Below are 24,644 nucleotides of genomic sequence, written 5' to 3'. Positions count from 1 at the left end.
ACAAAAATATAGAGTGGCACTGATTTGGTTTATTGTTGCAGTTATCTTATTTTTTGTTTGGTGGTTTTCACGGTAACTTTATTCAATTATGTTGAGCGTTGATCTAGAAAGGATTACGCTCCTTTTTGTATAAGTTAATAACAGGGCAGTAATTTTGAGGGAAAGATTTAATTCATTTATAAAATAGTAAAGGGGAAATACAATGGTTCGATTAGAAAAAATGACAGCAAATGATTATCAACGGTATCTTAATGATGCTATTAAAACCTATGCAAGTGAACACGTGAAAGCTGGGAATTGGGATGAAGGGGAAGCCATTGGTAAGGCAACTGAGGAATATGAAAGGCTTTTACCAGAAGGCGAAAATACGAAGGATCATCACCTATTTAAAATAATGGACGAGGAGAAAGAAGTAGGTATGATTTGGCTTGCTCAGCGTACAAAAGAAAAAGGATTTATTTACGACATAAACATTTGGGAAGGGAATCAAGGACGAGGTTATGGAAAGAAAGCCATGAAAGAACTAGAAATTGTAGCAAAACAATTAGGTCTGGAAGTTGTAAGACTTCACGTTTTTGGTCATAACAAAGTAGCACGAGGATTATATGAAAAGTTAGGTTACATAGAAACGGATATAGTTATGGAGAAAAAGATATAACACTTATGGTTATTTAAGTATCAAGGAGCTTTGAAGTGAAAAAAGGAACTCCAATGAATGTGGAGTTCCCTTTTTATATATAAAGATCAATAACGTAGCTTTAATTTGAAGGATAAGAGAACATCGCATGTTAGGTGTCAGGTAGAGGAATATAAGATTAAGGAAAGAAGAATAAAGAAAGAATATCAATGCAGGAGGGGGAGTGAGAAGGATGTCTAACATTATTTTAGATCAGTTCAATAAGGTAAGAAGCTGGAGTATTGGAGAAGCGGAGGACCTGAGTGAGGATCTCGTAAATATTCAACCAGAAGGGTTTAATAATACGATTAAATGGCACTTGGGCCATATCATTACGGAAACAGAATACTTTTTGTTTGAAATTACTAGCCTTGAAGTAAAGCTACCAAACACATACAATGACTTTTTTGCGCCGGGTACTAAACCAGCGGATTGGAAAGGCGAAGCACCTCTTTTATCTGAATTAGTCTTATCACTTAAAAGCCAAGTAGAACGAGTGAATCAACTATCTGAAGAAATGTTTAATCATATGTTAAAAAAACCTGTGCATGGATTTAACACGGCTGCAGATAGTGCATCTTTCTCAGTCTTGCATGAATCCCTTCATTTGGGCCAACTGTTATCAATGAAGCGGATGATAACGTATTCTTCAAAGTGATTAGCGCTAAATATAAAACAAAGTAATTTTATGGTGATTAGGAAAAGTGAAAATGACGTTTTTTGTGTTCATGTTTAAAAATAGGGAGCGATTCCTTAATAGCAGGTTATAAATAGTAAGGAGAATAGAACGGTGGTGCCCTTGTGGACAGATGGAATGAAATCAATATTAAAGGAATTTCTGGTATAGATAAACTTGTTGCTGAATTTCAAATTTGGGAGATTGCGACAGTTCCTTCAGGGAAGTTCAAAGTAAAGGTTTTTGAGAACGAAAGAGGTAGTTTTAAAGGTTTTACAAATGTTGGAATGGTTGTGAATGGAACGCCTGAGTTTGGTGTTGGATCTGGAAACACTATTGAATTGGCGTTAGAGGATACAATAAGAAACTTCGTAAGTGAAATGAACGATAAGAAGACCATCAAATCTGATGAATTAACAGATGAAGACTTTGCTTGGGCTGATCCGCACGATTTTTAGTTAAACTATTAATCAATCAACAGTTCGTTTCAGAAAAGGTATGCGAAATAGACGGTTTACCCGAAGAGATCCTAAGTAGATGTTTTTAACGATTATCTTGGCTTTAAGTCTTCCAAAAGAAGAGGAGCGTTTCTCCAAGAAGGAGAAATGCTCTTTTTTATGGAAGTAAAAGTTGAGAAGAAGGAAAAGGATTAACCGGAGGGTGTAGTCCTTAGTAAGATGCAAAACGCTTGGCCAGGGAAACACAACTTTTTAAAAGCTTCATTCGTTTAACTTTTCTTCCATTATAGGGAGCGACTCCTCAATAGGTTGTTTTGCCTCTTTCTCTTATAATCACCCTCCTTAAGATGGAACATTAAACAGTCTTTAACTATTACTTCTAGGGAGGGATAAGAAATGAGAAGTGAACAGGAAATGATGGCGCTCATTATTAATAGAGCGAAGAAAGATGAAAGAGTTCGTGCTGTTTATATGAATGGTTCCAGGACCAATCCGAACGTTCGAAAAGATATTTTTCAAGATTACGATATTGTCTATGTGGTAAAAGAAACCGAACCATTTATTAATAACGACGAGTGGATACACGGCTTCGGAGAGATACTCATGTTCCAAGAACCAGATAAAAATAGTCGGGAATCCGGAATGGAAACGAATTTTGCAGAATCATATGGTTACTTAATGCTTTTTAAAGACGGTAATCGGATCGATCTTCATATTGAAACGAACGAGCATATGAGGAAGCATTATTTGAGTGACACATTAACGGTTCCTTTGTTAGATAAAGATAACTGTTTACCTAGTATTTCAGCGCCTACTGATAGCGGCTATCATGTGAAAAAACCTACTGAGTCCATGTATTTAAGCTGCTGCAATAACTTTTGGTGGTGCCAACAAAACATTGCGAAAAGTATTTGGCGGGATGAATTACCTTACGCAAAGTTTATGATGGAATGTGTGGTTAGACAGGATTTGAATAGGATGGTCGAATGGTGGATTGGGACAAACACTAATTTTGAAGTATCCACCGGGAAAGTAGGAAACTATTTTAGAAAACAGCTGCCAGCGTCACACTGGAATACCTATAAAGCTACTTATTCTGATGACAATTATGAGAATATGTGGGCTGCATTGTTTAGTAGTGGAGAGTTATTCAGACAATTAGGCAAGGATGTTGCGAGGGATTTGTCGTTTACTTACCCATCTCAGGACGATGAAAATATGACTGAGTATTTAAATCAAGTAAGGGCGTTACCCTCAGATGCTAAAGTTATCTTTGAATAATTTTATCTTGGTTTAGTCTTGATTCTCACATCAAATGAGGAAAAGATTCTTGAGCGTAAACGCAAGGTATAATCAATAAGGTCAAATTTGAAAAGGAAAGATAGGATGAAAGAAACACAATGGAATAGAAAAGAAGTGAAACGTCTGAAAACAATCCAATTAATTCAAAACAATCTCGTGATGCTGTTGTTCTTCATTCTTTTTGGAGTGTATGGTATGAACGGAGGTACTCCTACCGGGGTGATTGGGTTTGGGTGTGTTTTATTATGGATTTTCACGGCGCATGCGATCTACACCCTCCTTACAGGAAAAATGATTGGAACGAAGGCCATGAAAGGTTCGCTGGCTTTTGACATTGATCAATTAGGAAAAAAGCGTTGGAAGGGACGAAAATTAGGCGAAGTTATTTTCTTTTTAATCGTATGCCTTGGTAGTACAGTGATATTGTTTACTGTTGATATTAACTCTACAAAGGTGGACTTTCCTCTAGATGCTATTCCAATTATGGGAGGTTGGCTAGGGACGAATATTGGACAAATCATAAGAATTAAGAAATTATCTTAAAAAAATGTCTATGTCTTCATCATGTCCTGTTTTACATAACAGCGCGCAGTTTAAAGTTAATAAGTGTTAGGGTGGTCACGTGTCGATAAAAGGTATAAATCATTTATTGTTTTCGGTTTCTGACTTGGAAGATTCGATTGAGTTTTACAAGAAAGTATTTGAGGCTAGGTTGCTAGTGAAAGGTGAAAGGACCGCATACTTTGATCTAAATGGAATGTGGCTTGCGCTCAATGAAGAGAAGGACATTCCTCGTAAAGAAATAGAACAGTCTTATACACATATTGCTTTTTCAATTGAGAAAGACGACTTCGATGACATGTACAATAAACTAAAGGAGCTTAACGTCACTATTCTACCAGGCCGACCAAGAGCCGAAGAAGACAAGCAATCCATTTATTTCACAGACCCTGATGGTCATAAATTCGAAATTCATACAGGAACGTTGCATGACAGACTAGATTACTATAAAAATGAAAAAACACATATGGAATTTTATGATTGAGGAATTCCCCTGATATCAAGTCTTATAGATAATGGGAGATTTACTTAAAAAAGCTTAAAAGGAAAAGCCACATCTTGAACCGCTTAAGTTCGAGGTGTGGCTTATTTCTATGGCTATTTGCTGCGCTGTACTGACATCTAAACTCTCTATTTAGCACCTTAAAGCAGAACACGTTATCCAAAGTGTCATATCTTTTTTATGTGTTTTGGGACGTTTTTGCTTTAGTGTGATAGTGCTTTTTCGCCTTCGTGCGATTTCCGCATACTTCCATGGAACACCATTTTCGCTTTCCTTTTTGGTTCACAAAAAAGGCGAGGCATTCGTCGTTTTCGCACGCTTTTACTTTCTTTAATGTTCCGCTTTCCTCAAGCGTAAGCATCTGATAAGCCATGATGGCTAGAAGACCTTTCGTTCCACCTTTTGAAGGGACTGGTGTCATCGTCTCTTCTTCCATCATGAACGAGAGGGGTGTTTCTTTCGTTGTATGGGTAAGCAAATCGATCAAGTTATGATTGTCTGAAGCGAAATGCGCTCGACACTGATCACGAAAGTGCTGCAGGTCCGTTAAATGAATTGGTCCTTCTTTAATACGCTCTACTTGCGTAGCTGTTAATAAGTTATTTTCATTCATCAGCGATACCCACTGAACAACGTCAGCTTCTTCTGATAAAAGGTCGATAGGGCTATGATTCTGCATTTTTAATGTATTCATTACGTTAATAAATAGGTGATCAGAAAAATGTGGATAGTTTGTATGTTGAATCATTGTGATACACACCTTTTGCGTTATCTTTGACAACGATTATAACATAATGTAGTATTCTAACCACTAAATAGATTTTTAGTGGTTATAATTAATTTGATAGAGGAGAGATAACATGGCAGTACAAGAAGTAACTGATCACACATTTGAAGAAGAAACAAAAGAAGGACTCGTTTTAGCAGATTTAGGAGCACCATGGTGCGGACCTTGTAAAATGATTGCACCTGTTCTTGAGGAGCTTGATGAAGAAACGGGCGAAGAACTAAAAATCGTAAAACTCGATGTGGATGCAAATCCTGAAACAGCAAAAAAATTCGACGTGATGAGCATTCCAACGCTGCTATTCCTTAAAGACGGAGAGCTTGTTGAGAACGCAGTAGGCTTCCGAACGAAAGAAGAACTAGCTGGAATCGCGAAAAAGCACGGTTAATATAAGTAGAAAACAGCGTCTCTTGTGAAAAGAGGCGCTGTTTTTTTGATTAGGGGGTCATGAACTAGGGGTCAGGCACGTGCCTGACCCCGAACGTTCTCCACTTATCTTTTACCCACAACAGCCGATCCAATGACATATAACACAAGCCCAACCAACAAGTATTGAAAGATAAATATCATTGTCAACGTTTCATGGCCCATGTAATCAAGAATGAAAACATTGATGAAAAATACCCCGATGGCTACGAGTAGGAATATATTTGTGTAGCTTGTTATCTTAGTTGCTGACCGTTCATCGCGTTCAGGGAGGGTTGGATGTTTTGGTGTTTTAGAAAGGTATTTTGATATCCCTAGACCAATAAGAGCACCTATGCCTCCAAACAAAAAAGGAGAAAAGAAGCTTAAGGCATCATCGAAAAACGCGAGGAGAAGAACGCTCCCTAGTCCAATTACGGCTAAGGTTAACGTTAAGACAATATTCTTTTTCTTTTCATCTTGCTCCGTCGTGTTCTCTAGGTTAAATAGCTCCTCAACAGACGTGTTAAAATATGTACTTATTCGTAAAGCGAGTTCTAAACTAGGATGATACTGGTTTTCTTCAATTGCAATGATCGTTCGGTGCGTAACTTGTATCTCTTCCGCCAACTGCAATTGTGAAACGTTATGACGTCTTCTTACTTCTCGAATTCGATTTACAACCGGCAATTCGTAAGGCACCTCCTGAAAAGTAGTATGATCGTTTCATGTGTAATGGAAGGGGGGTCAGGCGTACGCCTGACCCCCTCTTTCATCAATTCGCTATTCTTTCTTCTTTTACCTCTGCCTTTGTACGCTGTTTCTTGGATTTCTTGAAGTAAAGCAACTCATAAAACACCGGTACAATTACGAGCGTTAATACAGTCGCAACCGTAAGTCCACCGATTACGACAACTGCGAGTGATTGAGAAACGAGACTTCCATCTCCTGAGTGACCGAAGAGGAGAGGAATCATCGCACAGATGGTTGCGATCGCTGTCATGACGACTGGACGAAGGCGCGTGCCACATGCTTCGATGATCGCATCGCGGATAATCATCGTTTCTTCATTTTGCTTCACGCGGTCGATCAATACGATCGCATTCGTCACGACAATTCCGATCAACATCAGCGCTCCGATCAATGCGGTGGCATCAGCCGGGACTCCAGAAATAAGTAGTCCAAGCACGGCACCGATCGATGCGAGTGGAAGGGTGATGAGAATCGCGAGCGGTGCACGCAGTGTCTTGAACGTGAGCACCATAACCAGGTACACGATGAGAATCGATGCGAGCATCGTAAGTCCAAGATCCTGGAAGTCGCTAGCCTGTTGTGCCGAAGCCCCGCCAGTATCGATGCTCATTCCTTCAGGTAAGTCGAGATCGGTTATGATCTGCTGGATCTCTTTTGAGATGGTGGATAGCTCTTCCGGCGTTACTTCAGCGGTAACTCTCGCATACAGGTCACCATCTTTATGAAGCACTGTGCTTGGCTTTTCATCTTGCGTGATCGATGCAACATCAGAAAGTGGCACAACACCACCATTCGTTGCGATCGATAAGTCTTGTAAATCACCCAATGTATCTGGAGTAACGCCAGCGTTTAGGAACACAGGTGATGTTTCATCATCAAGCGTGACTGTTCCGATCGGCTGTGGATTCAGCAGGCTTCGAATTTGCATCGCTGCTTGCTGGGTATTCGCTTTTTCCGTATCGACCTTCACTGTATAGACTGGCGTTGTTTTATCCTGGTTGCTCGATACTTTCTGAACACCATCAACATGTTCGATTTTTTCCATGAGCGTCTCTGACGTGTTCAAAATGTCATTCGTCTCGTTTCCAACCACATCATATGTGATCGAGGAGTTGGAAGAGCCACCGAACATGGAGGTAGGGTTTGCTTCAATGACGACGTTCTTTTCATCTTTCTTCGCTTCATTTACGTCATCGATAAACGCCTCAGCATCCGCATCTTCTTCCATAATAAAGGTGAACATGACCGTATCAGGATCACTCACTTCTCCGTACTGAGCGGCTTCCGTACTTGAGCCGTACTGCGTGATGACATGTTCATAGCCTTCGAAATCTGAGAGTGTTTCTTCGAATGAAAGCATACGCTCTTTGAGTTCATCCTCTGGCGTATCACTCGGGAAGACCATGTCGACGACGACCATCGAGGCGTCACTTGTACCAGTTGCAGCTTTCGGCATCCCTACATAAAGTCCGATTGAACCGAAGAGGACGAGAACTGCGACGAGAATCGGTACGAACTTATGGTTCAGCGACCATTTTAGTACGCGTAAGTATCCTTCTGGTCTCCGGTGTGGAGGAAGGGTCGTATTCTTTAACATCGCTCGACTGAGAATCGGCACAACTGTTAACGCAACGAGAAGCGATGCGAGTAGAGAGTACGAGACCGTTAACGCGAACGGAAGAAGGAAGGCTTTGAGCGAGCCATTCACAAGTCCCATCGGTAGAAACACGGCAACGGTGATCAGTGTTGAAGATGTGATCGCCCGTGATACTTCTTTTGTTGCGTCGATTACCGTTGCTTTCGACAACCGTTCGTTCTGACTTTTTCTAAAAATGTTCTCAACGACAACGATGCTGTCATCGACGAGTCGACCGACGGCTACCGCGATTCCACCGAGCGTCAGAATGTTAAGCGTGACACCTGAAAGCCAGAGTAAAAGTAGCGTGATGCCGAGTGAGAGCGGAATCGAAATCGCCGTCACGATCGTTGGCTTCACTTTTCGTAAAAAGAGAAGGATCACGAGCGTCGCAAACAAGGCACCGAGTCCAACTTCACGCACCATGCTGTTAACAGAGCTCTTCACCATATCTCCCGTTGTAAAAAGCGTCTGTGCTTCAACGCCACCATACTTACTGTTGATTTCCTCAACTGTATCAACGACCTGGTTTCCAGCCGTTACAGCACTCGCATCGGTTTCCTTAAACAGAATAACCGCGAGCGCTTCTTTTCCGTTAACGCGCGTGACCATGCTGTCTGATTTCACTTTCTCGACAGACGCAACGTCCCCAAGCTTTACTTCTGGTGCATCAGGAATTTGCAGGGGAAGCGTCAGATTTTCGATTCCTTCGAGTGAATCAAGGTCATCCGTTACGTTGATCGTGCTTCTTTGCCCATCGATCGTACTCGTTCCAGCGGCGGCTGACACGCTCTGTCCTTGAAGGACGCCCATGACCGCATTGACCGGAATGCCGAGCTCACTCATTTTGTCATTATCGAGGTTGATCTGAACACGAGACGTGTTTTCCCCCATTACGCTCGCTTGCGAAATAACATCCGTATTCTCGAACATCGGTCGAAGTTCGTCTTTTACAAGTTCCGTGTTTTCTTTCGTCAACCCGTCCTCAAACGTGACCGACACCTGCCCAACAGGAATCATCGACGTGTTCAGCTGTGAAACTTGAGGCTCAGAAATCCCCTCAGGAAGCGAGAGCGAGCCAATCGCATCTCCGACATTGTTCTTCGCTTCCTTCATCACTGTACTCGAGTCAAAATTGATGATGATCTGCGAGTATCCTTCACCCGTGGTGGACAGCACACTGGTCTTTCCTTCAATCGAAGCGACCGCTTGCTCGATTGGCTCTGTAACTGATGACGTCATGGAGCCAGCGTCATACCCTTGACCAAACGTGACGACCGTTACTTGTGGATTATCCGCCTCAGGTAAAAACTCCATCGGCAGCATAAAGTAGCTGACTGTTCCAACAAGCAGCGTAATCACGATAAACAACCCCATCGCCGCTTTGTTTCGAAACGCCCATTTTGTTATTGCTTGCATCATATTCCCCCCGTATTCGATTTTCTCCTCTTTGTCGTGGTGTTTTCTCTATAAAGAAACCTAAACCATGTTGTCTCTTACGTTGTTATGTACAGATACGACTGAATGTTTAAAAGGTTTCAATTATTTTAAACCGGGGTCAGGCACGTGCCTGACCCCGCTTCACAACAACTTCATACGGACGCATCATTTCATAATCCTCGTGCTCAAGGATATGACAATGCCAGACGAACAATCCTGCATACGGTGTGAACGTCATGATGATCCGCGTGATTTCTTTCGGGTTCGCTCTCACCGTATCTTTCCATCCTTGTTCGTTCAGAGCTGGTTTCACTCGAGGGCCAGTGGTTACGATCTTTCCTTCTTTCTCATACATGTCACGATCAAATGGCTGACGATCAAGTATTTGGAACTTCACGAGGTGAAGGTGAATGGGGTGCGTCGCATTTGAAACGTTCACGAAGCTCCAAATCTCCGTATCACCTAACCTAGGCTTTTCAGTAATCGGGTCCGACCAAAGGTCATTGTTTAAGAGATGGATCTCACGTCCATATTGATCAGGTCTCATGCCCAAGGAAAGGTTTCTTTCATTATTCGACTCTTTCTCATTCATCACATGGTAGGTTGATAAATAATTCGGAACACGACTATGGTCAGGAGAAGAAAGGTGTTTCTTTACGCGAAACTTCATCACGATACCTGTTGTTTTCGGATTCGGTAACTTGCCTTGTGGAAAAGGAGAAGCGGCGTCATTCGTCATCACGATTTCTTCACCAGCAGATGAACGAAAATCGATCACCACATCCGCACGCTCAGCTGGCGCAAGCAACAGGTTCCGAACCGACACAGGATGTTTCAACAACCCTTGATCCGTTCCAATTTGAATAAAAGGCACACAGTACGAAAGCGATAACCCATAAAACCTCGCGTTCGCTCCGTTCAAAATCCGAAACCGATACTTCCGCGGCTCGACTTCGAGATAAGGCCATACCATCCCATTCACAAGATTCGTTTTCCCGAAAAAGTCAGGTAGTACAGATGGATCAACACCTTCAACTGGAGGCGTCGGTTCAGAGGGATAGTACAATGATCCATCATCTTGAAACGACCGATCTTGAATGATGAGCGGGATATCATACTCCCCCTTCGGTAACGGCAGTGACAGCTCCTCCTTATCATGAACGATATACATACCGGTAAGCCCGGCATAGATGTTCAAGCGCGTAATGCCCATCGCGTGATCATGATACCAGAGGTTCGTCGCAGCCTGACCGTTCGGATACTCGTAAACACGATGTGTAAAGTACTTCCCAACCTGCTGAAACCCAGGCGTAAACCACGCTTCAGGATACCCATCACTACTTTCAGGCGTCACCCCACCATGAAGGTGCACGACGGTCCGAACTTCAGGTGCGCCATGATCCGCCCCATGAACCGTCGTATCGATGGGAAGAAAATGCTTCTCTGGAAGTTCGCTTTTCCACAGAACATGTACCGGCTGATTCCGAAACACATGAAACGTCGGTCCAGGAAACACACCGTTATAGCCCCAGACCCTAGTCGGCGGCAAATCGCGATGAAGCTTCTGCATGCTTTCTTTCATTGTTACTTCATAAAAGGGTATCTGATCCTTAATCGTAGAGGGCTGAATCACTGGCATGATGGGGAGGCGATCCACAAACTTTTCGAGCATGTGTGCCACTCCTTCCAAAACACGGCTTTTCTACATCATATGTTTTGGAAGTGATATCTTTCGTGATGGATGGAGAGAAGGGTGGTTTTAAGCTATTATTGAAGCCATTTAATCTTTACTAATCGGCTTTAATGGTAAAATGAGGATAATTCAATAGAATAGACGATTCTGTTAAAAGACAGGAATGGTGTATCACGACATCGTATTTTTAGTAGAGATCATTACATTCGCACTACATAGGTAAGGAGGAAATGATGGAGAAAATAAGTTATCCAAACGTATGGAATTTAGATAAGGTTTTTGATGGGGGAAGCAAGTCAATTCAATTTTTGGAGCATATCCAGCGCTTAGAAGAGCTTGTACATAAATTAGAAGGTAATGTTCATTCTTTCTCTTCTTCAATTTCAACAGAGGAAAGGAGTAACGTTATAGACGTAATAGAAGAGGTCGGAAACATTCGATTGAACTTTTCGCAGGCTAATTCGTTTATTACGTGCCTTCTTGCCCAGAATCCAAAGGATCAAGATGCTGCGAATGTAAGAGGTAAAGTGGCTCAACAAGAATCCCGTTTTGAAAAAGTATTATCGAAAGTAAAAAAGCTCGTTTCAAATACGGATGAAAATGTATGGAGAGCGCTACTAGAAACGAAAGAGGTAGAAAATTATACAGTTATTCTTAACGAATGGCGGGAAAACTCAGATTCTACCGTGTCAGAAGAGGAAGAAAGTGTGATTTCTGATTTAATGGTCGATGGGTACCATGCTTGGGGGCATTTCTATCATGATTTAATAAGTAGTATTACCGTAAAGATTAAGATTGAAGGAAAAGAAGAACACCGATCAGTAGGACAAGCGATTAATTTACGATCACATCCGAGTGAAGAAGTGCGTAAGGAAGCTCATGATGCACTAGAATCGGTTTGGGATGGGAAAAAGGATCTGTTTGCAAAAATACTCAATCACATAGCTGGCTTTCGGATCCAAGTGAATAACAAAAGAGGGAGAAGTAATCTACTAGAAGATCCTTTGAAACAGAACCGGATGAAGGAAGAAACATTGCATACGATGTGGTCAGTAATCAGTACATATAAACAACCTTTCTCGAAATACCTGAAGCGAAAAGCTGAAATGATGGGCGACTGTAGTATGAAGGCTTATAACTTTTGGTCTCCCGTTACAACAAATGATCAAGAGATAACCTATGACGAAGCGGCGTCATTTATCACAAAGCATTTTAGTCAGTTTGGAAAGGAATTAGGAAGCTTTGCGACAAAAGCTTTTCAAGAAGGGTGGATAGAAGCTGAAGATCGTCCGAATAAGTCAGCTATTCCGTTTTGTGCTAGCTTTCCAGTCACGGGTGAATCAAGAGTTTTCATGACTTATAGCGGCACATTTTTAAATATGTTAACACTTGTTCATGAACTAGGGCATGCATTCCATAATCATGCCATGAAGTCTGTTAACGGTTTGAATAAGCGTTATCCATTAAGTATTGCTGAAACGGCTTCAACCTTCTCTGAAATGATCATCTTAGATGCTGCTATGAATAAAGCAAAAACAGACCAAGAAAAAACGTTTATACTGGATGAAAAATTAAAACGGAGTGTCATGAACTTTATGAACATCCATTCTCGATTTCTATTTGAGCAAAGGTTCTACGAAGAACGAAAGGAAGGGATGGTTTCTCCTAACCGTCTAAATCAGTTAATGGAAGAAGCCATAAATGAAGCATATGACGGTTCTTTCGAACAACCATCTATACACTCTTGGATCTGGACACCTCACTACTATATCACCCAATCTCCGTTCTACAATTTTCCTTATACGTTCGGATATTTATTTGCATTAGGAATATATGCAACGGCAAAAGAGAAAGGAAAAGAGTTTGAAGAAGAGTATTTGAACTTACTCCGTGACTCAGGAAGGATAACTGTCGAAGAGTTAGTAATGAAACATTTAGGCGAAGACATTACCTCAAAAGAATTCTGGGAAAAAGGAATGGCGTTATGCCTGAAAGATGTTGAGGAGTTTATGAACGTAACGGCGGATTAAATAAGGGACAGAATCTAACACATAATGGAAAAGCGATCCACAACCCTTTCAAGTGTAGGATAGGGAAGATTACGTTCATTACTAGTCATGCTGCGCTTATTCCAATCCAAATGAAGTAAAGTGTAATCGAGACGTTAAAGATCGTGAGAAGAAGGGCTACGCTCGCAAGTCCTTTTTTCTCATCACCTGACCTAAAAACAACGAGAGCTAAAAGGATAGAAAGCGCACAACCAATTAGAATAAAGATCATGACGTTGATAGCAGTCGATTCACCAGACGCGTTCGAGATCGGATCGATTAGAAACATCGCAAGCGTTGTTAACAGAGCTATAACTATAAAGAGATATGATTTCCAGGACGTCATTTTTGAGTGATACATGTTGTACATGGGTAGTCTCCTTTCGTAGTTGGCAGCTTTTCATATGGATATGAAAGAATGCTTTTTAAACGATAGTATATGTAAACAAAGTGGTATGAATGCGCTTTAATGGTATGGGTCATTTATATGTTCGATCGTAACATAAAGGTCAATTTCCGCATAATTGAGCAAAGTGACTTTTATTATAATTCAGAGGTATGGACCACAGGCTCTGCTTGAATAGTCTTTAAAGATAAAGCAGATAGTACAGATAGATGCTATGGAATCCATCCATTGTGTGGACGGTTCACGATAGAAGGGTGTTATACGATGAGTATGTCAGAATTATTACTTCGATTACTGGTTACATTCGTTGTCCTATTTGCGCTCGCAAGAATAGCTGGAAGGAAAGAAATAAGTCAGATGACGTTCTTCAATTGGGTATCATCTGTCGCAATTGGATCTCTAGCTGCGGATATCGTGGTCAATAAGGAACTAAGTTTATTCCAAGGTGTTATTGTGCTTGTGGCATGGCTTGCGATTCCAATCCTGATTGGGTTTATCGATATTACATTCAAAGGGGCACGTAAGGTGACGACGGGGGAGCCAATCATCGTCATTAGAGAAGGCAAGATCATGGAACATGCTCTTCGCAAAACACGTTTGGATATTGATACGCTACGAACGCTCTTAAGAGAAAAAGATGTCTTCCAATTATCAGAGGTTGATCTTGCTCTATTTGAAACGAATGGAAAATTATCTGTTTTGAAAACCGATCATCAGTTCGTAACGAGGAGCGACATGAAAGTTGAGAGTGAACCAAAGCAGTTTCCCATCGCAACGGAGGTCATTTCTGATGGTGTTGTTAACTTTAAGAACTTATTGCTGTTGAATCTGGATGAGAAGTGGTTGACTGAACAAATGGAGCGAGCGGGAGTTACTTCACCTTCGGGAGTGTTCTATGCTGAGGTGCAGCAAGATGGAACGATTCATTTGGATATGAAGGGAGATTATGGTGTTCGTTAGGTGTGCGGGATACTGAACTTTATGATAATACGATGATCGGTATGTTTGGGGATCACTATAATATTTCGTGGGGAGAGAAATAACAAAATGCACAATTGAAGCGTGTGCCACTTTTAATTACTGCACCTTTCTTCTATCAGAAGAACACCGTGAAATCGTACCATTTCGAAATGGTGATTTCGTAACACCAGAGGTCACATCCATTTACAACTTCAATCAAATAAATTCTGATAAAGAAACGTCTCAGGCACAAAAAGGACAAACGTAAGTGTTATCTCTAGCAGGATAATATCTAAAAAGGTTCCGATCATCATTTGATGATTGGAGCATCTTTTATTTATCACCTCGATGAATTTGCCTAAAATCGAATATAAGATAAAATTAAACCGCTTTCATTTTGTTGGATAATCGTAAATTCATTACTTTGATAAAACTCAATTAACTCTTTGTTTTCTTGATATTCTACACAGACGATTTGCAAAGCGGATAAGTCATAGATTCGTTCACAATTTTCGAGGGCAAATTGTAGTATTTCTTTTCCTTTAACGATTCCTTTATATTGATCATTTCTACCCAATTGACCAATTAGTATTGTGTTAAAAGTAGAGGCGTTTTTATCCCCTGTCAGTTTACGTCTAGTACTTTTGGAAACATCTGTTGAGAAGTGGAAGGGTTTAATTAGTAGGGTGAAGTAACCCACAATATCTTTATTGGAAGGATGAACTATGAGGCTAGTGCGGGTAAAAGCTCTCTTTTCATTATAGATTGCTTTATTATGTAAGAAAGACTCCACATCTTTATTTTGACAAGTAGAGAATCTGGAAAGGTAATTACAGAGTGTTTCTTCCTCTCCAGAGACTCCTAACAAACTAGATAAACTAATTATTTCCATTTGTTTGATTTTAAGATGCTTGCCGCGTGAGCAATTCTATCATCTTTTTTTAAATTCAAATCATTGAAAGCATTAGTTTGTCTAATTTTTGTTCGTGGAGTCTCAAGAATTCGAGTTACTTCATCTTCATTAAGAACAAATTTACCTGTTATGGCGGTTGTAGCCATATCTTTTTCCTCCTCTTCGCACATATTTATCACCTCCTAAATTGTACACAGGGGGTAACATTATATGCCTTATTTACTCATATTATACTACCTGTACGCTGTTTTAGACAGTAGAAGGTGTTTGGCGTGAAAAACTACTACCTGAGGACTGAGGGCAGGTTACTTGATACAAGGTGCAATATCTTTGAGGGTTGTACTAGTTTTCAAAAAATACCTATTGTAACCTCTTACTTCGGCCATTTTATTTAGTAAACTCCTCCTGTTCAATTGGATATTTATGTTAAAATTTAAATGGTATTAAAGATCTTAATTTGAACCAGTAGAAAGATTCAATAAGAACTCATTTAATGATGAGCTTTACTGCAAAAAAAGATTAGAATAAAAGTATTAATGATCAAATAAAAAGTTATGTAAATGTTGGGGTGATGCACATTAGCAAAGTATTGTAGAGTATCAAATTGTTTAACCAACAGATAAATCGGTATTTAGAAGGTGAGGGGAATGAGATAAAAAAACTAATTATTATTGCGTTTATTATTATTACATTAGTGGGCTGTGTGGGGGATTCAGAAGGACATGAAGGTGAAGCGAAAACACCGTCAGGGTCGAGTTTTCATGAAGGAAGGGAATACCAAGAGGTTGTTGATGATTTTAAGGAAGAAGGATTCAAGAACATTAAAACAGAAAAGATTGAAGATTTAATTACAGGTTGGTTAACAAAAGACGGCGAGGTTGAATCTGTTTCGGTCGATGGAGATAAAGATTATTCTTCGGATGATTGGTACTCTGAAAACGTAGAAGTAGTAATTACTTACCATGCTTTTCCATCTGATGAAAAAACAGAACCAGTTTCTTCAAGTGAAGAAGCTCAAAAAGAAAACGACGATGAAATCGTAAAAGTAGAAGATAATGAATCCGCAAACGATGCACTTGAAGCTATTTTTCCAGTTGAAAATGCGAAACGTTCTGCAGTTGTCGCAATAACTAATGCTTATGCAATCGACGTATTTAAAGAAGATGGATACACATATGATATTTCGAAGTTTCATAGTTATGCAGATACTTCCGGGGATGTTGAAAATTATTTTAAAAAGGTAAATTCGTGGGGCGATTGGAGTGCTAAGGATGAGGAAACTTGGCATGTAGATTCGCTTATTCTAGAGAATTCCTATGGTGCTCTTGCCAACGCGACGCTTGATGTTAATTTTGATGGAACAAATTATGTGGTTTCAAACATAAGTGGAACATTAGGGAACCCTGGTGCATCTGCCGAATATTTATCGGATTTAAGTGAAATAGAATTTTCCAGCACTGTTCCTATTTATCTTACAATTTCGCCAGAGTTAATAAAGAACGACCGTAGTAAGGCGGAGGTAGAGTAGCTCGACTATTCTGACGAACTTGACAATATGTAGCCAGAACTGCTTTTGATATTTGGTGAATCTTTATATCCATACGGATTTAAAAGCCACTGCATCCAGAGGGACAGGTTTGTTGTCCCTCCTATTATATCAGTTCATCGCAAGGTTAAATTAGATGCTTGCTTTTGACTTTGGGTAATATTACTGTTATTGAACTGCTTCGGTATGTTTGTATTATTTTTGTTAATGGAACAAGGTACCTGTCCCCGTGGACTTAGGGGATAGTAGGAAAGCTTATTTGATCATAGGTGGGACGATGAACCTGTCCCTTTGTTTCAAAAAATTAGAAAACCTGTATCGTTGCTTTATAATCAACGATACAGGTTATACTTTTTGTAATGCTTTTAGCTTTTTTTACTTAGTTAAATAGTGACCCTCAGTCTTCTAAAGACTAGTAAGCTACCTCCGAGAGCAATTAATGCTAATCCGCTCAAGGCAAGAGTAGGGTATGGGGTGGCTGTATCAGGTAATTCTCCGCCTTCTTCCGTTGGTTCCAGGGGTACTGCCGAATCGATCACATCTTGTGGAATGGTAATTGTACCAACTTGGTTGTAATTAGTAAGTGACATTTCCATTGATTGCTTCATATTCATCGTTTTGTCTTCGATCGTCATTTCCATATCTAAATCCATCATAATATGTTGTACATAATATGTTTCTTTATCAATGGTCACGTTATAATTTACGTTGTTAATCGTGATCTGTTCCATAAGACCTTCCATAGGGGGTGACTCTTCATTCTCTGACATATTCTGTGTAAGCATCTTCATGGAAGATTCTAATAGTGTTTCTCCATCTCCCTCATACGTTAACACGTATGCGTCATCAGTATCTTCAACCTTCATTTCTTTAGCAAGTTCTTTTGCTTGAGCCATTTGTCCTTTGGCGGTCGACATGCCTTGAAGCTTCTCTAAATCCTGAGTGAGTTCTTCAGGCATTTTAACCCAACCTTTTTCAGGATCTTCTTGATAAAAACCTTCTTCTGTCCAGTAAGACTCTAATGTGATCTCTCCTTGTTGAGGGGAAGATGTTGTCATCGTTTGGTGCATTGCAAAAGGTTCTAAGGTGATGTCTGCTTTTGCTTGGCTTGAGGTCATCATTGATTCTCCCTCGATAGGGCTAGACTGTTCTGTTTTCATTTCGGTAGAATAACTTTTCACTTCTGTCATCGCATCACTAGACTTTGCTAAGATGTCTGAGGCGCTCATTTCATTCGCAGACGTGTGAAAAGGGGCTCCTACATAAACAATTGCTGCTACTGATAAAGGGACTAACTTCTTTAACATCCAAACACTCCTATTCGTTTATTTGGCAAAAGAAAGACTAAGAAATAGTGTGGCAGTAAGAGTATGTATTGTGCTACCTGGTGATGCACATTAATCTCCAGCTCCTTCGACCTATTCCTTATTTTCCCAAGCGGCTCGAAATAAAACATTTATTTACATTTTTATAGGCACAAGGGGACAGGTTGCTTGTCTCACTTAAAAGTCTAAAAGTGATGGAATTTATTGGAGAGTGTTATTAACCGGCTAGCTACGTATGATTCGATCCATTGCATATAGCTGATCATAGGTTTATGAAGGAGATGCCGAGGATGGTTGAGGGATGGAAGAGTGGGATGATGTATAAGGAAGTGAAAATGGGGGGTGAGTAGTTACTTCAAAACATTTCTTACAGTAATTAGTAAAAAAGAAACTATCTCATCAAGATAGTTTCCTTTTTTGCCAATATATTACCACGTTATTCTTTGAGTACCTTTAGACATAGCGCCCATCATAATTTCTTCTTCAGAACTGTCGGCTACTTTAACTAAAGCTGAATAGTCATCGTAAAGTCCTCCGTAGTAATCTTTTGAAGGGCTTTCGCCACCGCTGAATGACCCCAACATACGAACGAAGTTGTCTCCAAGCTCTTTTGCCGTTTCCTCAGTAACTGAGCTGTTTGCGATTATAGCAAACGAGATATCGTTACCATCAACGGCAATTGCAGCATCTTTTACCATATCATAGTCTTTAATAGAATCGACTGCCATTTCAATAGCTGCTTCATCAGGAGTAGGACTTTCCTCTGAAGTAGTCTTTGTTTCTTCAGTTTCTTCGGATTGTTTGGTTTCATTGTTAGTCTGCCCTGAGTTTGGTTCTTGATCAGTGGCATCATTTCCGCATGCAGTTATCACAAAAGCTAATGATGTGATAATCAAAAAATTGATAAAACTTTTTTTCATAGAAAACTTCCTTTCTGATTATTAGTTATGTAGGTAAAAAATTGCAAATTAAAATTAGTAAAAACTATGAGTAGTCATATTTTACTATTTAAAAGCAGAACTGAAAGTTTAACACAATTAACATTATTTAAACAACTGTGAGTAATCATATTGTAGGGGGGATTTATAGATGTGCTGTTAAAAAGGTGTTGAAAGAAGTTGAGGGAGAGATGGTGAGTAAAAAGGGTTAGGAATGTTTATAATCACAAAAAAGTAGCCTGAACATTAAAGGCTACTTTTTTGTGAACTTAACAACTATATAACTTTTGTATTATTTCTATTGTCTTCTAAAAATAATTGGTTCTTAGCTACTTTTCCAATCGTATTAGCTCCCAGAGCATCAACAGTTCCTCCGACAATACCACCTAGCAGAGGAGGAGCCAGAGGGACAGGTGTCTTGTCCGAACCCAATATGTTGGTTTATTAAGACTTGTACTAACCCTAAAACTACTTTACTTCTAATTGTAGAAGTTTTTTGATTCACTCTATGCTTTTGGGTTAATACATAATTAATGGGACGAGGTACCTGTCCCTGTGGACCTGGATCGAGTATCTCTCCCTGTGTCTCTATTTAATTCGTATATTGGTGAGTTGTTTTTCACTCGAAAGAATCTACTAACAAAATACTAGGAATATTTTACAAAATGTGCAGATTATTATGTTAATATATTACATATTAGCGGTAGGTTATTCCTATAAAATTTAAGGAAGTGATTAGATGGAAAGTCAAGAATTAACCAGATTACTTCAACTAGAAGATTGGGAACCAGACGACGAAAAAAGTGCACTTACTTTGGATGAAAAAGACCGTGTACATTTTGCAAAGCATATAGCAAATTACGATGGTATTCTGATTGACTTGTCTCACGATAGAAGTGTTTCAGTTAGAGAAGCCGTTGCATTAAATAAAAATACCCCAGTAAGCATATTAAAAAAACTAAGCAAAAATGATAAAAGTAAAGAAGTTAGAACCACAGCTACAAAAAGCTTAGAGGAGCTTAATTATGAGTAACCACATTGAAAAGGAAATATCCCAAGAAGACATATCTTATATAGAAAAGCACTTAAATAGAAATGACTTAAAAGAGTTTCTAGATATAGCTTCTGTTGCTGGTGCTCATGAAATGGTAACAAGAGGAATTCCTGGAGTATATGAAGGAACTCACCAGTTTATTAGAGACATAGAAACTGCTCAGTTATTACAAGAAAAATTCCCTAATATGCCTTACAGTTCACCTGAAGGCTTTAAAGAATGGCTTACCGATCGTTTATCTGGCTCAACTAACTCACAAGCTAACGCATTAAGTAGATTACAGGGAGATGGTGCCGGAGAAGTTGATTTTGTTCGGGAAATGCAAGGTAATCTTAGAAGTCTCTTTACTAAGACTGATTTTGCAAAAGATGCAAGTGGAAATGTTACAAGTAATTACCCTGGAATAGATGCTGTTGAGATAAATAGATTTACTGGAAAAGTCATCAATGAATACCAAATTAAAACCTTACGATCAGAAGATAGTATTAACAAGGTGCTTGAAAAGTTCACTAGTAATAGTCATTATAATGAAAACATTACTTTAGTTGGACCTAAGGAATTAATCGAAGAAGCCCAAAAACAGGGACTGCCAAATCCAGTAAAAGTAATGGGTACCGTTAAAGAGAATTCAGATTCAGTTAACGCGTTAAATGATAAAATTCAAAGTGGACAAATGACAACTGAACTCTCCACAAAAGCAGTAGTAGATAAAGTAGCTGGTGGAGTTGTAATAGGAGCAGCTATATCCATTGGAATAAGTTCATTATTTAATTTTATTGCATATAAAAAAGGTGAAATAAGTAAACCAGAATTAATTTCTAGGATAGGTAAAGACGGAGTTAAAGGTGCGATTACAGGTGGTGCACTTGCCGGTTTATCGTTATTTGTTCCAGGTGGAATCATAGGTATTGGGATTGGCTTTGTAGTTGGTTCTGTTTTACGCAGGGCTTTAGATGACGCCTTTGGTGAAGGTATTTTTGCAGATATTCTAGATTTAACAAATTCTGTTCAGGCAAATGTGAAACTTCTCCACAAAGGTTCTATATATATTGCAGAATTGGTGGAGGCAGATGGTAAGCAAGTCGCAAGAACTGTTACTACTGTTCAAGATCTCACCACCGAAAGAATTAATACTCTTAAAAGGTTACAAGATTATGAGGAGCGTTTCCAAGCAGGACAAGACATTGTTAAAAATGAATCGGTTCAATCTAGACTAAATCAATTAGATAATATCAGGGCACGATTGGAGAACGAGAAATGGGAAATGTAGTAGAAATTAAATCAAAAACAGAAGCAGCAAAGGTATTAAACCAACACCATGAGCTAGTTAATCAAAATGACGTGCGTGACACAGTTAGGAATGCTCTTAGTAAACTTGATGAAATAAATGGAAGAATTGAAAAGATAGAAAATAAAGGATTCTTAAAGAGAATGGTTGGAGGAGTGACTGGTAGTAACCAGAAAGAAATAGTGGCAGCAATGCGTGACATCTCAGAATCTCAGAACATGACTATTCAACTAGTAATATCATTAGCTATTATGCATTCGAAGAACCAATATGCATTAAATGATATTCTTTACGAATTAGAGGAATCTAAAGGCACCTATACTAGAATAACTGACCATATTGAATTTTTGTACAATCAAGTAGAGAGTATCAAGAAATCCTATAAAAAAAAGCCACTAGACAATCCACCAGCTAAGACAAAAGATAAAAAAGTGATTCTTAGTGTTGGAGTTGCAGTAATTATAATACTAGGTATCGGTTTATTTTTATTTTAGGTAGCGAATCAGCGGGCCGGACTGTTCTATTGGGTCCTTATAGAGCCACAGAGACAGGTGTCCTTTTTTTAGTAACGCAGGGGCAACACATTAATAATGTGTTGCCCCTATTTTATATTACTCAATAAATAAGATGAATTTTTCTCTGCGCTAAAGGTTATTTCAAATCCAAGTGGAATATTCTGTATGAATTAATATAAACTCCAAAATACTCATGATGAATGAGGTGTACCCATGCCTTTACGAATTAGAGATAAAACGCTCGAAGAATTAGAAGAACTCGAACAGAGTTATAAAGAAAAATTATTAGTAGACGATATTGAATACTCTTACCATTATGAATACATCAGTATATTAGAAGGTATTTATCAACGCGTTAGAAGAAACCGAGAAGATAGTGACTATGCCACATATGTTAAAAACCGGATAATTCAATTTTTAATTCACTATGGAACATATTTAAAAACGATTTATCAAAAAGATGATAGCACTGCACGTAGGTCATTAGAGAAAGTACTATCATATGACAGAACTAGTCCCATAGCCCATTACAGGCTAGGATTTCTTGCTTACAAACACCAAAACTATAGTATGGCAGTCACACACTTCAATGCTTCATTGGAAAATACATCACATTACAATAATCAATACGCACTAACCGAACAGCAACTGTACTATGCCCACCTCTATCTAACCAACAGCAGCCTTTACATTGCAGCTAGCACCCATCAATCTATGAAAGAGTTACAGACAAATCAAGGGACATTACTAGGAGTTGAACTGTCTTCACTATATGAAGTGATTGATCAAGGAGAGCAGTATCTAAGAAACAATGCTTTCTATAAAATCGATAGCGAATTAGAAGTGAGTACGTGTTCAAAAGAGCAATGTGAAGAGTTAGCACACACTTCAAGTGCAAAGCGTATCGTTTTGTATTTCAACGATCGATGCAATGAATTCATTTATGATAACCACAGTACTGAATTAAGTGAACAACAAGCTGTCATGTTACGACATTTTATATTGAAAAGTTCAATGGAAAAACCAATTACTCGTAGTGGTTTATCGGTTGTCAGTCATCTTACGGAAGAAATGAAAAAAAATACATATAGCAAAAAAATGCAAAGGTTGAATGACAAGCTAGAAGGGTGTGGGATAACCAGAGTGATCCAAACAACAAGCCTTCATGGAGAACCAGCTTATTACTTTGATAAAAGCCTTCCTTATACAATTCTTTTCCGCGTAGACGACAACGCCGCCGACGAATACATCCCCCGATGACAAGGGTGTCATCCTCCTTTTCGTATACTGATTTCAAGAAAAGAAAAGGAGAGATGCGATATGAAAACTTGGAATCGATTGTTTATCCGCCATGGCATTTTGTTGAAGGAAGTAAGAGGGAATGTGTTTGATTGTTCATTAGAGTCAGAGGAGAATATGTCTTTCTTATTCGAAACGCTGGATCGTCTGGTAATTCAGTACAACTATTCTCTTGAAGTAAATACTCTATCGATGTTGAGTGGAGCAGTGTCTGAAGATGAGTGGTTTGAAGTAGTGGACTTCTGGCATCGAGGCGTAACGGAAGAACTCTGGCCTGTAACTAAGACTGAGCAGCCTATCTTGCGCAAGTTGGATACCCATATTAGTGGGATCATCCGTCAATTGAATCGGCTTGGGCTTTATACGACGAATTCTTGTGAAGGCACCATTCAAAGAGTGCCAATCATCGGGTTTCAAAACAAGAACGATATGGACCTTGTAGCAAAAGTATTAAAAGCCATTAATGTGAAAGGAAATGATCTCAGAGTAACTTACTCTACCCTGTTTCTCAGAGTACCACGGGCTGAACTGCTGCCGATGGCTGAAAAACTGAATGTGATACAACCTGAATGGCTAACAGAAGATACGGAATATATAAAGAAACAATTATTCTACCATCAGTTAGAGCAGCTACTCTCCATAGACGGTGAAAGTGGTGATGAAGGGAACATCCGTGAGTTTGTTAGTGAGAAGTTAGCGCCATTAGTAGATAAGTTGACGGTAGACCGCAATGGAAACATCCTTGCACAGAAAACTTATAAGTCAGGTACCGGCCCAACAATTCTATTGAATGCACACCTAGACACGGTTTATGGCTTCGAACCGGGCAAAACGATTGTAAAAGACGGTCCGATCTGGTCAAGTAGTGAAGGGATACTTGGAGCGGACGACCGAGCGGGGATAGCTGTGTTATTAGAAGTTGCTGAAAACCTTCGCCACTCAAATTTTAATGGAACAGTGAAGTATGTGTTCACTGTCGAAGAAGAGATTGGATTAGTAGGCGCAAGAAATGTAGATGAGTACTTCCTCTGGGATGTGGATGCAGCAATCGTAGTAGACCGAAGAGGGAAGGGAGACATCGTAACTTCCTGTGGTGAATATATTAAATTCTGTAATGAGTTGTATGGGAAGTTCTTTGAAAGTGTAGCAGTTAGTGAAGGATTGGAAGGCTGGAAGTGTACGACTGGAGGAAGTAGTGACACCAGGATCTGGGCTTCTCACGGAATACAGAGTGTAAATTTATCGGCAGGATATCAGAATGAGCATACGGATGAGGAAGAGGTGGATGTGGAGGCTTGTTATGAGACTTTTAGGTTGATAAGTGGGGTGTTTGAGCAAACAAGAGAATTAGTTAAGTGTTTAAGACAGATAAAAAGAAACAATCAAATCAATTCGCCAAATCAAGCAAGCTAATATTTATAAAAAATATTTACATAGAAGGAGAGCGAATATTGTATTCGCTC

General features: G+C 39.4%; 24 protein-coding genes. 15 read left to right on the top strand and 9 right to left on the bottom strand.

Annotation, left to right across the window (positions count from 1 at the left end; translation table 11 throughout):
* Window positions 1-202 precede the first annotated feature (202 nt).
* The 6 genes from SJY16_RS15130 to fosM all read left to right on the top strand — a co-directional run bounded on the left by SJY16_RS15130 (window position 203) and on the right by fosM (window position 4,157).
* Window positions 203-658 (top strand): GNAT family N-acetyltransferase, encoded by a 456-nt coding sequence (locus SJY16_RS15130; protein ID WP_377890439.1) that lies wholly within the window; start codon window positions 203-205, stop codon window positions 656-658.
* Between the two features lie 211 nt (window positions 659-869).
* The gene (locus SJY16_RS15125) at window positions 870-1,334 is read left to right on the top strand and encodes a DinB family protein (RefSeq protein ID WP_377890437.1); all 465 of its coding nucleotides are present in this window, start codon (window positions 870-872) and stop codon (window positions 1,332-1,334) included.
* Window positions 1,335-1,477: 143 nt separating this feature from the next.
* Window positions 1,478-1,810 carry a hypothetical protein gene (locus tag SJY16_RS15120; RefSeq protein ID WP_377890436.1) on the top strand — a complete coding sequence of 111 codons (333 nt, stop codon included), beginning with the start codon at window positions 1,478-1,480 and terminating at the stop codon, window positions 1,808-1,810.
* A gap of 396 nt (window positions 1,811-2,206) precedes the next feature.
* Window positions 2,207-3,091, top strand: coding sequence for an aminoglycoside 6-adenylyltransferase (locus SJY16_RS15115; RefSeq protein ID WP_377890435.1), 885 nt, complete (start codon window positions 2,207-2,209; stop codon window positions 3,089-3,091).
* Window positions 3,092-3,196: 105 nt separating this feature from the next.
* Complete coding sequence (locus SJY16_RS15110; protein ID WP_377890434.1) at window positions 3,197-3,655, top strand: hypothetical protein; 459 nt, start codon at window positions 3,197-3,199, stop codon at window positions 3,653-3,655.
* Between the two features lie 79 nt (window positions 3,656-3,734).
* Window positions 3,735-4,157 carry a FosM family fosfomycin resistance protein gene (gene fosM, locus SJY16_RS15105; RefSeq protein ID WP_377890432.1) on the top strand — a complete coding sequence of 141 codons (423 nt, stop codon included), beginning with the start codon at window positions 3,735-3,737 and terminating at the stop codon, window positions 4,155-4,157.
* 196 nt (window positions 4,158-4,353) lie between these two features.
* On the opposite strand, the gene SJY16_RS15100 is transcribed toward fosM, so the two are convergent.
* Complete coding sequence (locus SJY16_RS15100; protein ID WP_377890431.1) at window positions 4,354-4,923, bottom strand: CGNR zinc finger domain-containing protein; 570 nt, start codon at window positions 4,921-4,923, stop codon at window positions 4,354-4,356.
* A gap of 112 nt (window positions 4,924-5,035) precedes the next feature.
* Here SJY16_RS15100 and trxA point away from each other — a divergent pair, with 112 nt between their 5' ends.
* Window positions 5,036-5,350, top strand: a complete 315-nt coding sequence (gene trxA, locus SJY16_RS15095) for a thioredoxin (RefSeq protein ID WP_377890429.1) — start codon at window positions 5,036-5,038, stop codon at window positions 5,348-5,350.
* A gap of 104 nt (window positions 5,351-5,454) precedes the next feature.
* Here trxA and SJY16_RS15090 read toward each other — a convergent pair whose 3' ends face one another.
* From SJY16_RS15090 to SJY16_RS15080, 3 genes are all read right to left on the bottom strand, one after another.
* A complete protein-coding gene (locus SJY16_RS15090; RefSeq protein WP_377890428.1) occupies window positions 5,455-6,057 on the bottom strand; it encodes a helix-turn-helix transcriptional regulator in 603 nt (200 codons plus the stop codon).
* Between the two features lie 85 nt (window positions 6,058-6,142).
* Window positions 6,143-9,178 (bottom strand): efflux RND transporter permease subunit, encoded by a 3,036-nt coding sequence (locus SJY16_RS15085; RefSeq protein WP_377890426.1) that lies wholly within the window; start codon window positions 9,176-9,178, stop codon window positions 6,143-6,145.
* 136 nt (window positions 9,179-9,314) lie between these two features.
* On the bottom strand, window positions 9,315-10,868 hold the full coding sequence (locus SJY16_RS15080) for a multicopper oxidase family protein (protein WP_377890425.1): 1,554 nt from the start codon (window positions 10,866-10,868) through the stop codon (window positions 9,315-9,317).
* 251 nt (window positions 10,869-11,119) lie between these two features.
* Here SJY16_RS15080 and SJY16_RS15075 point away from each other — a divergent pair, with 251 nt between their 5' ends.
* Window positions 11,120-12,919 (top strand): M3 family oligoendopeptidase, encoded by a 1,800-nt coding sequence (locus SJY16_RS15075; RefSeq protein WP_377890423.1) that lies wholly within the window; start codon window positions 11,120-11,122, stop codon window positions 12,917-12,919.
* 85 nt (window positions 12,920-13,004) lie between these two features.
* On the opposite strand, the gene SJY16_RS15070 is transcribed toward SJY16_RS15075, so the two are convergent.
* Window positions 13,005-13,307, bottom strand: a complete 303-nt coding sequence (locus SJY16_RS15070) for a hypothetical protein (protein WP_377890422.1) — start codon at window positions 13,305-13,307, stop codon at window positions 13,005-13,007.
* 300 nt (window positions 13,308-13,607) lie between these two features.
* Here SJY16_RS15070 and SJY16_RS15065 point away from each other — a divergent pair, with 300 nt between their 5' ends.
* Window positions 13,608-14,303 (top strand): DUF421 domain-containing protein, encoded by a 696-nt coding sequence (locus SJY16_RS15065; RefSeq protein ID WP_377890420.1) that lies wholly within the window; start codon window positions 13,608-13,610, stop codon window positions 14,301-14,303.
* 358 nt (window positions 14,304-14,661) lie between these two features.
* On the opposite strand, the gene SJY16_RS15060 is transcribed toward SJY16_RS15065, so the two are convergent.
* Both SJY16_RS15060 and SJY16_RS15055 read right to left on the bottom strand, forming a co-directional pair.
* Window positions 14,662-15,195 (bottom strand): hypothetical protein, encoded by a 534-nt coding sequence (locus tag SJY16_RS15060; protein ID WP_377890418.1) that lies wholly within the window; start codon window positions 15,193-15,195, stop codon window positions 14,662-14,664.
* Entirely contained in the window at window positions 15,186-15,386 is a 201-nt protein-coding gene (locus tag SJY16_RS15055; RefSeq protein WP_377890416.1) for a hypothetical protein, read from the bottom strand. The genes SJY16_RS15060 and SJY16_RS15055 overlap by 10 nt, the downstream gene beginning before the upstream one ends.
* Window positions 15,387-15,820: 434 nt before the next feature.
* On the opposite strand from SJY16_RS15055, the gene SJY16_RS15050 reads away from it, so the two are divergent.
* Complete coding sequence (locus SJY16_RS15050) at window positions 15,821-16,744, top strand: hypothetical protein (protein ID WP_377890415.1); 924 nt, start codon at window positions 15,821-15,823, stop codon at window positions 16,742-16,744.
* A 401-nt stretch (window positions 16,745-17,145) separates the two neighbouring features.
* Here SJY16_RS15050 and SJY16_RS15045 read toward each other — a convergent pair whose 3' ends face one another.
* Both SJY16_RS15045 and SJY16_RS15040 read right to left on the bottom strand, forming a co-directional pair.
* Window positions 17,146-18,069 (bottom strand): DUF6612 family protein, encoded by a 924-nt coding sequence (locus tag SJY16_RS15045; RefSeq protein WP_377890413.1) that lies wholly within the window; start codon window positions 18,067-18,069, stop codon window positions 17,146-17,148.
* A 446-nt stretch (window positions 18,070-18,515) separates the two neighbouring features.
* The gene (locus SJY16_RS15040) at window positions 18,516-19,007 is read right to left on the bottom strand and encodes a hypothetical protein (RefSeq protein ID WP_377890411.1); all 492 of its coding nucleotides are present in this window, start codon (window positions 19,005-19,007) and stop codon (window positions 18,516-18,518) included.
* 757 nt (window positions 19,008-19,764) lie between these two features.
* Here SJY16_RS15040 and SJY16_RS15035 point away from each other — a divergent pair.
* The 5 genes from SJY16_RS15035 (at window position 19,765) to SJY16_RS15015 (ending at window position 24,594) form a co-directional block, all read left to right on the top strand.
* Window positions 19,765-20,058: a hypothetical protein gene (locus SJY16_RS15035; RefSeq protein WP_377890410.1), complete on the top strand. Its 294-nt coding sequence runs from the start codon at window positions 19,765-19,767 to the stop codon at window positions 20,056-20,058.
* Window positions 20,051-21,349: a hypothetical protein gene (locus SJY16_RS15030; protein WP_377890409.1), complete on the top strand. Its 1,299-nt coding sequence runs from the start codon at window positions 20,051-20,053 to the stop codon at window positions 21,347-21,349. The genes SJY16_RS15035 and SJY16_RS15030 overlap by 8 nt, the downstream gene beginning before the upstream one ends.
* Window positions 21,337-21,861 (top strand): hypothetical protein, encoded by a 525-nt coding sequence (locus tag SJY16_RS15025; RefSeq protein ID WP_377890407.1) that lies wholly within the window; start codon window positions 21,337-21,339, stop codon window positions 21,859-21,861. The genes SJY16_RS15030 and SJY16_RS15025 overlap by 13 nt, the downstream gene beginning before the upstream one ends.
* A gap of 234 nt (window positions 21,862-22,095) precedes the next feature.
* On the top strand, window positions 22,096-23,142 hold the full coding sequence (locus SJY16_RS15020) for a tetratricopeptide repeat protein (RefSeq protein WP_377890406.1): 1,047 nt from the start codon (window positions 22,096-22,098) through the stop codon (window positions 23,140-23,142).
* A gap of 60 nt (window positions 23,143-23,202) precedes the next feature.
* Complete coding sequence (locus tag SJY16_RS15015) at window positions 23,203-24,594, top strand: M20/M25/M40 family metallo-hydrolase (RefSeq protein WP_377890404.1); 1,392 nt, start codon at window positions 23,203-23,205, stop codon at window positions 24,592-24,594.
* The last annotated feature ends 50 nt before the right edge of the window (window positions 24,595-24,644 follow it).

The organism is Alkalihalobacillus sp. R86527 (assembly GCF_042466185.1).
Lineage (GTDB): Bacteria > Bacillota > Bacilli > Bacillales > Guptibacillaceae > Guptibacillus.
This window is presented reverse-complemented; position numbering and strand designations above follow the sequence as displayed.